The following is a 14,502-nucleotide window of genomic DNA, read 5'->3' as shown; positions in this document are numbered from 1 at the left end:
GATCTGGTCACCAAGGCGAAAGCTAGCGCCACTGCTTACGAGTTCCCCGCCGCTAAGAAACAAGGACGGGGACGCCCTCCGAAGAAAGGGGCAAAGATCAAGCTCAAGGAGTTGTTTCACACCCGGAAGCCCGATAGATGGACTTGCCGGGTTGGTTTTATTATGGTTGGCCGGGCGCTGCTATGGATTTATTTATAGCCCTTGCCTTTGGTCAGGATACAGGGGACACCGCGGCCGACGGCACCGGGAATGCTCATGCGCTCCAGGTATACGATTCCGCGGCTGCACTTACGGCATTTGTCACAAATGTCGGATGTGACGACTTTCATGTTAAATGCATTTTTATCTACGTTTGAAGGGGTATTCTTTTTGGTGAATTTGCTGCTTTTGGCCGCTTTCTTACTCATGGCCGCTCATCCTCCTATATTCTGGTGATGCATTATATGAAGGAATTGCAGGGCTGGTGAATGCTTGGAAGGACTAGCGCACGCTTTTTCCGCACCGCGAGCAGTTCCCAGCGCGCGGTGTTTCGCTGCATGACGTTTAATTGGAACATGCGGGGCAAAAAATGACCTAAAAAATAACATTTCCAAAACTTCCAGACAATATATTGACATAGTCCATCCGATTACTTACTATTAAATTAAATTGGATCAAAAAGTGCGTAGTGAAGACTGAAAAACAGTCAGTTTTTCTTTTTTTATTTATTTAAAAGGTTTAAGGTTTGGACCTTAATGCATTGGAAGGTGGAGGGTTAGGATGCAGTCGCAAACACCGTTTCAGAAGGTGCTGCCTAAGAAAATGAGTGATTTCATCCTGGAGCAATTGGAAGAAGCCATTATTCTCAAGGAATTCCTATCGGAGGAGCAGCTTCCGACCGAGCGTGATCTGGCTGCGATGTTTAATGCCAGCCGCTTGGCTGTCCGTGAGGCGTTATCCCAGCTGGAGCAGAACGGCTTGATTGAGAAACGGCTCGGCGCCAAAGGCGGAACCTTTGTGCTTCCGCTTACGGAGAACTCCCACCGCCGGACCCGCGAGGAAATTCGCAAGGGCTGGAACGAGATGCAGGAGGTTTTTGAGTTCCGTTCTGTGATTGAACCAGAGGCTGCATTTTTGGCCGCCGTGCGGTGCAGCAAGCATGATTTGCTGATGCTTCGGGAGTATGTGGAAAAAAGCATGGAGGCTGACTGCAGCCGGGAAGTATTCCGGGCGCTGGATGTGCGGTTTCATCTGTTGATTGCCCGGGCATCGAACAATATTTATTTGGAAAAGGCCGTCAGGCAAATCCGCACCAAGATTAATCCGGCGCTGGATTTAATGCCTTATAATACGCAAATCAAATTGGCAAGCTATGACAAGCATCTTGAGCTCATAGATGCTTTAAGCTCAAGAGATGGAAGCCGCGCCAAGGATTTAATGAGGCAGCACATTGATGCGACCTCTGCTGCAATTTATGCCAGAGTGGTCACTGGGCAGCATGAATAGGTAGCTGTTAAGCCGTTATCGTCACGGAAGAGGAACATCGTAGGGGGTTGTTACATTTGGAGCTGCATCAGCTTCTTGACATGGCGGAAAAGCTGAAAGACCCGATGGTTGCATGGCGCAGAGATTTCCACCGGCATCCGGAGACCGGTTATGAGGAATTTCGCACTGCCGGGATCGTTGCGAAGCATTTGTCCAGGCTGGGAATGGAAGTGGCGGAAGGAATCGGAAAGACCGGTGTGGTAGGGCTTCTAAGGGGAGAACAGCCGGGGCCGACCATCGGTCTGCGGGCGGATATGGACGCACTGCCGATACAGGATCAGAAGGTCGTGCCCTACAGCTCGCTGACAGACGGCAAAGCCCATCTGTGCGGGCACGATGCCCATACAAGCATGCTGATGGGAGCCGCGCAGCTGCTGGCCGGGATTGGCAGGCCGAAGCGGGGCAACATCAAATTTATTTTCCAGCCTGCGGAGGAAGGGCTCGCCGGTGCCAAAGCAATGATGGACGACGGCGTGCTTCAAAATCCGAAGGTGGATGCGATGGCCGGGCTGCACGTGTTCCCGACGCTGCCGACAGGAAGGCTAACCGTTTGTAAGGGCGTGTCGTTCGCTGCTGCAGATCAGCTGGTAATTAAAATTATCGGCAAAGGCGGTCACGCGGCCAGGCCTCATGAAGGAGTAGACGCCATTACGGTGGCCGCTCAGGTTATTTCGGGCTTGCAGCATGTGGCCAGCCGTCTGGTAGACCCGCTGGAGCCTGTCGTAATTACGATTGGCAAAATCCAGGGCGGCTACATGGGCGCGGCAATTGCCCCGGATGTCGAGATGATCGGCACTGTGCGGACGCTGACCCCTTCACTTCGGGCCCGAATGCCGGAGATCATCGAGAATGTGGTGAGCGGAGTCGTCAGCTCTTTCGGAGCCCAATATGAGCTGAATTATTTCACAGGCTACCCTGCAGTGCTGAATGACGAGAGTATGGTGGATCTCATGACACAAACCAGCGAACAGCTATTTCAAGACAAACGCTGGGAGTACGCCAAGCCCTCGATGGGCGGGGAGGATTTTGCCTATTATTCTCATAGCGTCCCGAGCGTGTTTTTTCGCCTGGGGATTAGCGATGGCTCGGCGGCTACCGGTTATCCGCTGCATCATCCGCGGTTTGATTTGGATGAGAACGCGCTGCCGTACGGCGCCGCGATGCTGGCTGCTATCGCCTTGAACTTTGTTTCCACTTCATCTTTATCATATGAAACTAAATAAGGGGAGGAATTACACATGAAGCGTTGGTATGCTAAAGGGGTTTCGCTTGTACTGGCTTCGATGCTCGCTGTAGCAGGCTGCAGTACAGCCAAGGAAGGGCAAGGGGCTAAATCGGGAACGGACGCGGCTAGTGGTGAAAAGGTATTGACCATCGCAAGCGCAACCGATATCCAAAGCTTTGATTTCCATAATAACAATACGACTCAAAGCGAAGCAGTTCTGGTCAATATGTTTGACTATCTCATCAAAAATGACGGCACGGAGAAAAAGCCGGTGCTGGCTACAGAATGGAAAAAAATCGATGATAAGACTTGGCACTTCAAGCTGAGAGAAGGCGTGAAATTCCACAATGGCGATCCGTTCACGTCCGCTGACGTCAAATTTACGCTGGAGCGGGCGGCTCGGGACAGCAAGCTGCTGCAAAATTCGCTTTACAAGCAAATTAAAGAAGTAAAAATTGTAGATGACTACAATGTGGAGATTATTACTTCTGATCCGGATCCGCTGCTGCTGAATCGGTTGTCCCGTCTCGGCTCTGGCATGATGCCGTCGAAATACATTCAAGAGAAGGGCATGGATGCTTTCCTGAAGGAGCCGGTTGGGACAGGCCCTTACAAATTCAGCAAATGGCTGAAGGATGACCGTGTGGAAATGGTCAAAAATACCGAATATTTCGGCGGTACGCCGAAATGGGACAAAGTGGTGTTCCGTTCAATTCCTGAAGCGTCCACCCGCGTATCCGAGCTGCTCACCGGCGGCGTGGATATTGCGGCCAACGTACCGGCCTCCGACCTGAAACGGATTAACGGCAACAACAACATGACGATTGCCCAAACCCCGATTCAACGGGTGCTGCAGCTGATCGTCCGCACGACTCCGGGTGCGGTAACCGCCGATCCGAAGGTGCGTGAAGCGATTGACCTGGCGATTGACGACAAGGATATCGTCGACAATATTTTGGGCGGCGCGGGTATCCCGACCAGAACCTCTGTTACTCCAGGCAACTTCGGTGCCGATGAGACGCTGTACAAGCAGTATCTGGTAGACAAGGACAAGGCCAGAGCGCTTCTGAAGGAAGCGGGTTATGCGGATAAAGGGCCGAAGGTGACTTTCTCGGCACAAGAGCAGTACAAGGAAGTAGCGGAGACGGTGTCGGCCATGCTGACGGAAGTCGGCTTTGAAGTGAACCTGGAAATTCTGGAAGCAAGCAAATTCAGCGAGAAGCTCAGCTCCAAGAAATTTAACGAGCTGTTCCTGCTTGGCGTAGGCAACTCGATGAATGACGCCGCCAACAACTACAACCGTTACAAAGCGGCTAACGCGAAGGGCGAAACCGACTATAACAATCCGGAAGTCGAGCAGCTCCTGCAGGCAGCGGAGAAAAACATGAATCCGGAGGAGCGCGCGAAGCAGTATCAGCGCGTACAACAAATTTTTGCTGTCGAGCGTCCGGCCATTTATTTGTATCAAATGAAGGGCAATTACGGCATCGGCTCCAAAATTGAGTACAAGCCGCGTCTGGATGAAATGTACTTCGTGGAAGAGATTACACCAAAGCAATAGCATCAACTACAGCTAAAGGGGGAGACATCCCCCTTTAGCTTCATATTACAGCTTAGGGGATGGAGGATAGGCGCTTGGTGAAATATGTATTGAAATCGATACTGCAGATGCTGCCCGTTCTCTTTCTGATCTCCTTGATTGTGTTTGTGCTTGTTCATGTGACCGGGGACCCCGTTGCGCTGATGCTCCCGGATACTGCAACAGAGGAGGACCGGGAGATTCTGACCAAGGCGCTTGGTTTGGATCGGCCGCTGCTCGTCCAGTACGGCGTGTTCTTGAGTAACCTGCTGCATGGTGATTTCGGCACCTCGTTCCATTACGGGCAATCGGCGCTGCCGCTTGTGCTGGAACGGCTGCCGGCCAGCTTTGAGCTTGCGCTTGCGGCCATGATTGTGGCAACGGTGCTTTCGATTCCGCTTGGCATTTGGTCTGCGCTGAAGCGCAACACGTTTGTAGATCTGATTATTTCCGGAATATCGGTGCTGGGCAAGGCGATGCCGAATTTCTGGATTGGTATCATGCTTATTTTATTTTTCTCCGTCATGCTGGGCATCTTTCCGGTTTCCGGCCGAGGCAGCTTCGAGCAGCTGGTGCTTCCCGCATTGACGCTGGGCACCGGGATTGCGGCACAGATGACGCGGCTTATCCGGGCCAGCATGCTGGAAATATTAAGTCAGGATTACATCCGCACGGCGCGGAGCAAAGGGCTGCTGGAGGTCGTGGTCGTATGCAAGCACGCGTTCCGGAACGGATTAATTCCGGTCGTGACGATTATGAGCCTTCAGTTTACAAGTCTTATCGGCGGTACGCTGGTGACGGAGACGGTGTTCTCATGGCCGGGGCTGGGCCAGCTGCTCGTGTCTGCGATTAATACGCATGATATGTCAATTGTTCAGGCGGCTGTATTCGTCATTTCGGTTATTGTTATTGCCTGTAATTTGTTGACGGATATCATATACCGGTTTCTCGATCCGCGAATTAAAACCAACTAGTCAGGGGGTGTGAGCGATGGCGATTTCGGCACAAACGGAAGCGGGGGGCGTATCAACAGGGGAAGGCAGAAACAAAGCACGCGGGGCAAGGCGCTGGCTGAGGCTTCTGCTAAAAAGCAAAACGGGCACCGTCGGGCTGCTTCTGGTGCTCATGGTTATCCTGATTGCCCTGCTCGCACCGGTGCTGGCAACGCAGGACCCGGCGAAAATTAATGCTTCCCAGCGGCTGCTGCCGCCGATGTGGCTGGAGCGGGGGACAGCGGACCATTTGCTCGGGACAGACAATCTGGGGAGAGATATTTGGAGCCGTATCGTGTATGGCTCGCGTGTCTCGATTATCGTTGGGCTTGGCGCAGTTGTGGTGTCCGGGGCGATCGGCGCGGTGCTTGGCCTGCTGGCAGGGTTTTACCGCCGCTGGATTGACATCGTGATTATGCGGGTGGCGGATTCCTTTTTGGCGATTCCGACCATCCTGTTCATGCTGGTGGTTCTTGCGGTGCTGGGGCCGGGACTCGGTACGCTCATTTTCGTCATCGGTATCACGAACTGGGTTTCCTATGCACGGGTGGTCCGGGCCGAGGTGCTCAGCGTGAAGGAGCGTGACTTCGTCCGCGCGGCCAAGGCTGTGGGGGCGAAGGACGCACGGATTATTTTCACCCATATTCTTCCTAATGTGATGTCCTCCTTTATTGTCATCTCCACGATGAATGTGGCAACGACGATTATTCTGGAAGCCTCTTTGAGCTTCCTGGGGCTTGGAATTAAGCCTCCTGCAGTGTCCTGGGGCGGGATGCTGAGCGACGGCAGGCAGTATTTGGCTACAAGCTGGTGGGTGGCGACGTTCCCGGGGCTGGCGATAACGATTACGGTTCTCGGCGTCATCTTCCTGGGCGATTGGCTGCGCGATATGCTGGACCCTCGGCTGAAGACGAAGGAATAACGGATCGGGGTGAAAACCATGACAGCGAAACTGCTGGAAGTGAAACAACTGCAAACGTATTTTACAACCGATGAGGGTGTCGTTCCTTCTGTCGACGGCGTTAGCTTCTCCGTGCTGCCCGGGGAGACGCTGGCTATTGTAGGAGAGTCGGGAAGCGGAAAAAGCGTCACCTCTCTTTCCATCCTGGGGCTGATTGCTTCGCCCGGGCGCGTGGTCGGCGGGGAGGTCTGGTTTGAGGGCCGAGATTTGCTGAAGCTGTCGCGCAAGGAAATGCGCAAGCTTCGCGGCAATGAAATCTCGATGATTTTCCAGGAGCCGATGACCTCGCTTAACCCGGTCTTCACTATCGGCAATCAGATCGGTGAGGTGCTTCGCACCCATCAACGGCTCAGCAAGCAGGAGACCAAACAAAAGAGCATTGAAATGCTGGATCGGGTCGGCATTCCGAATGCGGCCAAGGTGGCGGGAAGCTTCCCCCATCAGCTGTCCGGCGGAATGCGCCAGCGGGTCATGATTGCGATGGCGCTCGCCTGCCGCCCGAAGCTGCTCATTGCCGACGAGCCGACGACCGCCCTGGATGTAACGATTCAGGCGCAAATTCTGGAGCTGATTGCCGGTCTGAGCGAAGAACAACATACAGGCGTCATCCTGATTACCCACGATTTGGGCGTTGTCGCCGAAATGGCAGATCGGGTTGTGGTCATGTATGCCGGGGAAATCGTTGAAGAAGCCTCTGTGTATGATTTGTTCGCGCGACCGCGCCATCCGTATACGATCGGCTTGCTCGGTTCGCTTCCGAAGCTGAATGAGCAGCGGGAGGAGCTGGAGTCCATTCCCGGAATGGTCCCGAGTCTGCTGGACTTGCCGGTCGGCTGCGCCTTTCATCCTCGTTGTTCCTATGCCGCCAGCGAGTGTATGACGGTCAAGCCGCTTCTGGAGGATAAGGGAGACGGACACCGGGTCAGATGTTTGCGGGCGGAGGAGGTAGCGCGATGAAGCCGGACAAAGGGGCACAACAGCCGCTTCTGGAGGTCAAAGGGTTAAAAAAATATTTTCCCGTCAACGGAGGTTTTCTGTCACGGAAGAAGGAATTCGTGCGGGCCGTCGACGACCTCAGCTTCTATGTGAATCCGGGGGAAACACTCGGTATTGTGGGCGAGTCGGGCTGCGGGAAATCCACCACCGGGCAGATGATTACCCAGCTGCTGGAGCCGACAGCCGGCGAGATTTGGTTTGAGGGCTGCGAGCTGACGAAGCTTTCACCGGAGGAGATTCGGCGGGTGCGCCGGGATATGCAGATCGTATTTCAGGACCCGTATGCGTCCCTGAATCCGCGCATGCGGGTGATGGATATTATTGCGGAGCCGCTGCGGGTGCATGGCCTGGCCAAGGGCGATCAGCTGAAAAAAGAGGTGCTGGAGCTGCTGAAGGTCGTTGGTCTGGGCGAGCATCACGCCGACCGCCATCCGCACGAGTTCAGCGGAGGGCAGCGGCAGCGTATTGGCATCGCCCGCGCGCTTGCGCTGAAGCCGAAGCTGATCGTATGCGATGAGCCGGTTTCCGCGCTGGATGTCTCCATTCAGGCGCAAATTTTGAATTTGCTCAAGAAGCTGCAAAGCGAATTTCAATTAACGTATATTTTCATTGCGCACGGCCTCCCGTCCATTAAGCATATCAGCGACCGGATCGCTGTTATGTATTTGGGAAAAATCGTGGAGCTGGCAGACCGGGACGATCTGTTTGCAAGGCCGAAGCATCCGTACACGCAGGCGCTGCTGTCCGCTGTGCCGGTGCCGGATCCGGCCCTGCGCAAGCAGCGAATCGTACTGAGCGGCGACCTGCCGAATCCGGCGAAGCCGCCGCAGGGCTGTACCTTTCATACCCGCTGCCCGTATGCGCAGGCATTATGCCGCGTCAAGGCCCCCGTGCTGGAGGAGCTGGAAGCGGGCCACTCGGCGGCGTGCCATTTTCCGCTGCCTGGTGAAGCATAACCGGACAAGCACGGACTAGCGAAGGATTGCTGAAATCAAGAAGCAGATCAAGGAACAGATAAAGGAGAAGTGATACGAATGTCATCGTTTCAATTGGTCATGGCGCAGCTGACGTCAACAGATGATAAGCATGTCAATCTTCAAAAAGCGGAAAAAGCCGTGCAGGAATCGGTGGATGTGCACGGTGCCCAGCTGATTGTATTTCCTGAAGTATTTATGAGCCATTTCCCGCTGGGTACGCCAAAGGACGTTTCCTTGCGTGATGCAGAGCCGGTGGACGGTCCGTTTGTACAGGGCATGTCTGCGCTCGCCAAGCGGTTCGGGGTTTGGATGATTTTTGGAATGCGGGAGGCTGTAGAGGACCCGCAGGAGGAACGGGTTTACAACACGACGGTTGTGGTCAATGCAGAGGGCGAAGTGGTGAGCGTGTACCGGAAAACACATCTGTTTGATGCGTTCGGCTACAACGAATCCCGCAATATTAAGCCGGGCAACGAGCTGTTCCAGCCGATTGACACCCCGTTCGGCAAAATCGGGCTGTTCGTCTGCTATGAGCTGCGCTTCCCGGAAATCGCCCGTCATCAGGCGATGCACGGGGCCGATATTATTATCGTGCCTTCCGGCTGGGTTCGCGGACCGTTGAAGGAGCTGCACTGGACTAATCTGGTCACTACACGCGCCATCGAGAACACCGTGTTCATGGTCGGCTGCGACAAGGTAAGCGACAATTTCTATATCGGACAAAGCTTGATCGTTGACCCGATGGGAGTAACGATGGTGGCCGGACCGGAGACAGAAGCGTTGATTCCTTGCCGAATCGACCTGAAACGGCTTGAGGAAGTACGCGCCAAGCTGCCTTCCTACATTCACCGCAGACCGGAGCTGTACGGAACAGAGGCTTAGGAGACGGAATTGCCTGAGCTTGTGAGGCCGCTTCCGGAGGGGGAAGCGAGCGCTCCGGGCCGGCTGTTGCTACCGCCTCGGGTCTACCCCGGCTCGTGGTTGACGATCGTCATGCGCCGCCATACCGCGCACTGGCGGAAGCATGATGTGGTCGACCGACCGCCGTCATGCAGCGAAACACCGCACGCTGGGAGCTGCGCGCGGTGCGGAAAGGCGCATCCAGAGGCTTGAGGGCGGGGGGCGGTCCCGGGCCCAGGGGGGCTGGACAATGTGCACGCTTATTTGACAATGCCTGAAACGGAAGGGAGCGTCTGCGATGCAAGCAACGCACTTTATGAAAGAAATGAGCTGGACGACGTTCACGGAGCGGAAAAAGGAGACCGATCTGGTGATTTTGCCGGCGGGTGCCTTTGAGGTGTACGGCCCTCATCTGCCGCTCGGATCAGACTCGCTTGTTGCAGTCAAAATCGCAGAGCTGGTGGCCCGGCGTGTCGGCGGCATCATCGGGCCGGTGCTGGAGGTAGGGGATTCCTCAATGCTTGATGAATTCCCCGGCACGATTACGATTCGCCCGGAAAGCTTCAAGGCTTATCTGAACGATGTGGTCGACAGCTTGCTGAAATGGGGCTTTAAGGATTTTCTTTTTATGAATTCCCATGCCGGCAATGTTCCGATTATTAACCAGATTGCGTATGCACTGCGGGATCGGAAGGATATCCGCAAGGCGCAGATCGATTACTGGCGGTTCGTCAAAACCGTTGATGCAGGCGTGCTGGAATCCGGTGAGCTGGCGCACTCTCATGCCGGTGAAGCGGGAACCTCGGTTATGCTGCATTTGTATCCGGAGCTGGTGGATATGAGCAGGACGATGGACGTGACCCGCAAGCGAAAGGACGCTTTTCCGGAAATTATGAAATACGGCCGTCTGTCGGACAATACAGATTGGGGGACGGTGGGCAACTCGCAGGTTGCAACGGCGGAAAAGGGGCAAGTCCTTGTAGACCGCTCCGTAGACCGCATTGTCCGCTTTCTTGAGGAAGTCTGGGATATTCCCGACCGAACAACACAAGCTTAACGCGGTGCACCCGCGACTGCATCCATAGAATGGAGGGGAACCCATGAACCCGAACTGGAGATTCGACACCATTGCCGTCCATGCCGCCCAGCACCCTGATGAAAAAACGGGGGCGATTTCCCAGCCTATCGTGCCTGCCGTGGCTTATGCCTTCGCGGATGCGGAGTCGGCGGCAGCGACGGTTGCGGGCGAACGGGCCGGAACCTACTACGGCCGGTATGGAAACCCTACAACACGTACACTGGAGCATAAGGTGGCCCGGCTGGAAGGCGGGGAAGACTGCATCGGCCTAAGCAGCGGGATGGCGGCGATTTCCTCCGCGCTGCTCGCTTTCCTGCAGCAGGGCGACCATGTTCTGGTCACCCGGGATGTCTATGGGGGAACTTATAATTTTATTACGCTTCTTGCTCCGCGCTTCGGCATTCATTCCGATTTTGTGGATTGTACGGATTTGGAGCAGGTGCGTGCTGGAATCCGGCCCAACACGAAAGCCTTGTATGTCGAGACGCCATCCAATCCAAGGCTGACGGTGCTGGATTTGCGCAGGCTGTCGGAGTTGGCCAAGGACCACGGGATACCGCTCATCGTGGACAATACCTTCATGACGCCGTATTTGCAGTGTCCGCTTGAGCTGGGGGCCGATGTTGTGGTGCACAGCGCGACCAAGTATTTGAACGGGCACGGGGACGTGGTAGCCGGCTTTGTGGTGGGATCTGCATCCACCATTGAGTTTATTCGCAAACGCATCGCCGGAGACTTGGGCCAAAATCTGAATGCGTGGGAAGCGTTTCTTATTTTGCGCGGACTAAAAACGATGGGGCTGCGTGTCCGGGCCCATTGCGATAACGCGCAGCAGGTGGCCTCCTATTTAGCTGGTCATCCTCTAGTGGAAGCCGTCTATTACCCGGGGCTGCCGGACCATCCCCAGCATGGGCTGGCGATGAGACAGATGCGGGGGATGGGCGGAATGGTCTCCTTCGAAATCAAGGGCGGCCTGAAGGCGGGACAAGCGTTCATTAACAAGCTGCAGCTGGCTATGATCTCGTTTAGCCTGGGGGACCCGGAAACGCTGGTTCAGCATCCGGCGACGATGACGCATTTCTCGATCCCGGCCGAGGAGCGGCTGAAGTTCGGCATTACCGACGGTCTGATTCGTCTTTCTGTCGGCCTGGAGGACCCCGCCGATATTATTGCGGACCTGGAGCAGGCGCTATGTGCGGCAGGCTCCTTGACAGGCGAAGGCTAGGATATGATTTCTAAAAGAACCCTATTCTCCGGTTATCCGGGAGGCGGGTTCTTTTTTATTTCATGGGCTATCTGTCATTTATTCGGATGATTCGGGCCGTCGGGCTCTGAAATAATGAAAAAACCAAAGGCATGAATCTCGCATGCCCGGGTCCGTTTGAATTTGTCCCCACGCCGCCGACTTGCGCGAGTCTAGTGCCCGGACTCATCATAGAAGCCCTGCTCCGCCGCGTATCTTCCCCAGTGAGGGCGGCTGCCGTCCCGGTCGGTAAATCCGTATTCATCGGACAAGTCCCATGTAGTCAGGATTTGACCGGTTTTCGAGGCGATGTCCGGGTCGGCGGCCAGAGCTGCAACAGCGCGGCCAACATAATACGGGGTCTCGGATATCAAAAAGTGCGGATCTTGGTTGGCCGCGTCACGCCAGTTGCTCTCGGTCACGCCAAAATGATCGAGCATGGCTTCCGAGCGCAGGAAGCCGGGACTGAGCGCGACGGCTGTTACGCCGTGAGGCTTCAGGTCGGCGGCCATCGCCTGTGCAAGATGGATGGCTGATATTTTGGCCAGGCTGTAATAGAGGGAGCCGCGGTACCGATAGTCGAAGCCATCTGTAATCTCAATAATTAATCCTTGTTTGCGGGCGAGGAGCAGGGGAGCGCCGTAATAGCTTGTTATCATGTGGGAGTGAACGGCTCGTTCTTGTATCAGAAGCCCGTTTGTCAAGGAGTGCTCCCAGAACGGCTTCCCCCATTCGCTTAAATGGTCGCCTCCCCAGACGTTATTGACTAACAGGTCCAGCCGGCCATTCTGTTCCTTGTTAATTTGAGCAATCAGCTCCTTTACGTCCGCCTCTACGGTATGATCGGCCGGAACCGCAATGCCCTGGCCGCCGCAAGCCGTCACCAAATCAGCAGTCTCCTCAATCGTTTCCGAACGATCCAGATCCGAGTGGCGGGTCCGTGTGCTTCGTCCGGTTACATATACAGTTGCGCCTGCTTCTCCGAGCATCATGGCTATCCCGCGGCCTGCGCCCCGGGTCGCGCCGGCTACAAGAGCAATTCGGCCCTGCAGTGGTTTTGTAGTCATCTGTGTACGCTCCTTTGAGTTGAAATAGGGAAATATAAGACTAGTATCTCCTGTAATCATGACAGCCATTGTCATATTCGTTGTGCTACACTAAAAAAATGGAAAGAACAACATGATATGAGAAACGAGATCTGGAAAAACGGGAGGGGTCACTATGCGGGCGGATCGGCTGATTTCTCTTCTTCTGCTCCTGCAAAATTATGGGCGATTAACGGCGCGGGAGCTGGCGGAGAAGCTGGAGGTGTCGGAGAGAACGATACACCGGGATATGGAGGCGCTCAGTGCGGCCGGGGTTCCGGTATTTGCAGAGCGGGGGGCGGCCGGAGGCTGGGCGCTGACGGGCGGCTACCGGACGAACCTGACAGGTATGAAGCTGGAGGAGCTGCTGGCCCTGCTCGTTGCGCCTTCCTCCGCGCTGCTTGGCGATTTGGGGCTGGAGGGGAACTATGAGACGGCCTTTCAGAAGCTGCTGGCCGCTTCTCCGGCCCAGATGCGCAGCGCTGCGGAAGAAGTGCGCGAGCGTATTCATATTGACGGGGCGGGCTGGCATCAGGGCGCGGAGCAGGCACCGCTGCTCCCCTTGATACAAGAAGCGGTTTGGGCGCAGCGCGCCGTAAGGATTACATACCGGAAGGAGACGGAGCAGGTGCAGCGGGTTATTCATCCGCTCGGCCTGGTGGCGAAACGAAGCACGTGGTATGCTGCGGCTGAAGCGGAGGGGGAACTGCGGACGTACCGCATTTCCCGCATTGTGGATGCCCGGCTGCTGGACGAAGTGTTCGATCGTCCGGCGGGGTTTCACTTGGCCGCGTATTGGGAGCAGTCGACGGCGCAGTTTAAAGCTTCGCTTCCAGTCTATCCGGCGGTGCTGCTATGCGACCGCAGGCTGCTGCCGCGTATCGAACGGGAGCCTTATGTCCAGCTTATTGCTTGCCGGTCTGCAGACGGTGATGACGTGGAGGCGGAGGTGCGCTTTCATACGCTGGAATCGGCCCTTGAGCTGGTGCTCAGCTTCGGGGCGCTGGCCGAGGTTGCTGCGCCCGAACAGCTACGTAACGCCGTGCTGTCGGAGCTGGAGGCGCTGCGGCAGCGGTACCTGCGGTAAAAATGGGCGCGCGGCGAATAACCATTTTTCCCTGCCGACATAGGCTATCCTATAGCGTTTAGGAGGGATTAACATATGCCGTGGCAGCAAAAAGCATTTCAATGGATTGGCCGTCCGGTCGGGGTCTCGTTACGGAACGGGCAGGGGGTGTCGGGGGTGCTGTGCAGTGTTCAGAACGGGGAAATATTCCTGTTGGAATATTTGTATCAGTCCCAGTTCGCCACCAAGCATTACCGGTACGGACAAATCCAGGACGTGAATCCGTTCCCGCCCTGTCAAGGAGGACCGCCGTTTCCGTTCCCCCTTCCATTCCCGATTCCGATGCCGTACGGGCAAGGCGGTCCTGGTCCTGGCGGAGGGGGATATATGCCGGGGTTTCAGCCTGGGATGGGAGGTGGAGGACAGCCTGGTGTCGGCAGCCCGTCTCCGAGCTCCGGCCCCCTCTACTGATACGTCCCTTGCTTTCTTCCGGGTTTCTTCTGAATCAATCCCGCCATCCTACGGAGAGGCGGGATTTTTTAATCTAATAACTAGCACTAGCGTTGCATAAAAAGTCGGTGGCATAGTTTTCGAATAATTCTGAACAAGGTTTTAGTTTTCATTACCAAAAAGTCGATTGCCCACCAGAAGGTAGCTCTCTGTCCATTTGGTAAATTTATGTAGTTTCCCCTGAGTGACGGAAATACTAGCTCACTGTTTCTTGCGCCTACCCGCTGATTTTCGACTAGGTTTACGGTGAATTCGTTCCATCCATTGATGCATCGGTTCCCATAATAGAATTTTAAGCCAACGATAAAGCTGAAGAATACTGTGATGTGTAGCGGTGTCCAGTTTCATAAGTACGAGCAGACAAAA

General features: G+C 55.2%; 13 protein-coding genes and 2 pseudogenes. 13 read left to right on the top strand and 2 right to left on the bottom strand.

Annotated features, from left to right (window positions below):
- Positions 1-198: pseudogene (locus WBG83_RS21485) on the top strand (hypothetical protein); the annotation flags it as partial.
- Here the strand turns inward: WBG83_RS21485 and WBG83_RS21480 are convergent.
- On the bottom strand, positions 189-407 hold the full coding sequence (locus tag WBG83_RS21480) for a hypothetical protein (protein WP_336747429.1): 219 nt from the start codon (positions 405-407) through the stop codon (positions 189-191). The pseudogene WBG83_RS21485 and the gene WBG83_RS21480 sit on opposite strands and share 10 nt — an antisense overlap.
- 352 nt (positions 408-759) lie before the next feature.
- On the opposite strand from WBG83_RS21480, the gene WBG83_RS21475 reads away from it, so the two are divergent.
- The 10 genes from WBG83_RS21475 to WBG83_RS21430 all read left to right on the top strand — a co-directional run bounded on the left by WBG83_RS21475 (position 760) and on the right by WBG83_RS21430 (position 11,457).
- On the top strand, positions 760-1,485 hold the full coding sequence (locus tag WBG83_RS21475) for a FadR/GntR family transcriptional regulator (RefSeq protein ID WP_336747428.1): 726 nt from the start codon (positions 760-762) through the stop codon (positions 1,483-1,485).
- Positions 1,486-1,565: 80 nt separating this feature from the next.
- Positions 1,566-2,747 carry a M20 metallopeptidase family protein gene (locus WBG83_RS21470; protein ID WP_442955868.1) on the top strand — a complete coding sequence of 394 codons (1,182 nt, stop codon included), beginning with the start codon at positions 1,566-1,568 and terminating at the stop codon, positions 2,745-2,747.
- Positions 2,748-2,762: 15 nt separating this feature from the next.
- Entirely contained in the window at positions 2,763-4,310 is a 1,548-nt protein-coding gene (locus tag WBG83_RS21465; RefSeq protein WP_336747425.1) for an ABC transporter substrate-binding protein, read from the top strand.
- A 59-nt stretch (positions 4,311-4,369) separates the two neighbouring features.
- Entirely contained in the window at positions 4,370-5,302 is a 933-nt protein-coding gene (locus WBG83_RS21460) for an ABC transporter permease (protein WP_442955867.1), read from the top strand.
- A gap of 16 nt (positions 5,303-5,318) precedes the next feature.
- A complete protein-coding gene (locus WBG83_RS21455; protein WP_336747423.1) occupies positions 5,319-6,242 on the top strand; it encodes an ABC transporter permease in 924 nt (307 codons plus the stop codon).
- An 18-nt stretch (positions 6,243-6,260) separates the two neighbouring features.
- A complete protein-coding gene (locus WBG83_RS21450) occupies positions 6,261-7,238 on the top strand; it encodes an ABC transporter ATP-binding protein (protein ID WP_336747422.1) in 978 nt (325 codons plus the stop codon).
- Positions 7,235-8,233, top strand: coding sequence for an ABC transporter ATP-binding protein (locus tag WBG83_RS21445; RefSeq protein ID WP_336747421.1), 999 nt, complete (start codon positions 7,235-7,237; stop codon positions 8,231-8,233). Before WBG83_RS21450 ends, WBG83_RS21445 begins: the two co-directional genes overlap by 4 nt.
- A 78-nt stretch (positions 8,234-8,311) precedes the next feature.
- Positions 8,312-9,136 (top strand): carbon-nitrogen hydrolase family protein, encoded by an 825-nt coding sequence (locus WBG83_RS21440; protein WP_336747420.1) that lies wholly within the window; start codon positions 8,312-8,314, stop codon positions 9,134-9,136.
- 316 nt (positions 9,137-9,452) lie between these two features.
- Positions 9,453-10,211: a creatininase family protein gene (locus WBG83_RS21435; protein ID WP_336747419.1), complete on the top strand. Its 759-nt coding sequence runs from the start codon at positions 9,453-9,455 to the stop codon at positions 10,209-10,211.
- A 43-nt stretch (positions 10,212-10,254) separates the two neighbouring features.
- Positions 10,255-11,457: a trans-sulfuration enzyme family protein gene (locus tag WBG83_RS21430; RefSeq protein ID WP_336747418.1), complete on the top strand. Its 1,203-nt coding sequence runs from the start codon at positions 10,255-10,257 to the stop codon at positions 11,455-11,457.
- 191 nt (positions 11,458-11,648) lie between these two features.
- On the opposite strand, the gene WBG83_RS21425 is transcribed toward WBG83_RS21430, so the two are convergent.
- On the bottom strand, positions 11,649-12,542 hold the full coding sequence (locus WBG83_RS21425) for an SDR family oxidoreductase (RefSeq protein WP_336747417.1): 894 nt from the start codon (positions 12,540-12,542) through the stop codon (positions 11,649-11,651).
- Between the two features lie 154 nt (positions 12,543-12,696).
- Here WBG83_RS21425 and WBG83_RS21420 point away from each other — a divergent pair, with 154 nt between their 5' ends.
- Both WBG83_RS21420 and WBG83_RS21415 read left to right on the top strand, forming a co-directional pair.
- A complete protein-coding gene (locus WBG83_RS21420) occupies positions 12,697-13,647 on the top strand; it encodes a helix-turn-helix transcriptional regulator (RefSeq protein ID WP_336747416.1) in 951 nt (316 codons plus the stop codon).
- A gap of 75 nt (positions 13,648-13,722) precedes the next feature.
- A pseudogene (locus WBG83_RS21415) lies at positions 13,723-13,923 on the top strand (hypothetical protein); the annotation flags it as partial.
- Positions 13,924-14,502 lie beyond the last annotated feature (579 nt).

This window comes from Paenibacillus sp. y28, assembly GCF_037137075.1.
Classification (GTDB): Bacteria; Bacillota; Bacilli; order Paenibacillales; family NBRC-103111; genus JBBBNV01.
The sequence above is the reverse complement of the archived record's forward strand: the minus strand, read 5'-3'. Positions and strand labels throughout refer to the sequence as shown.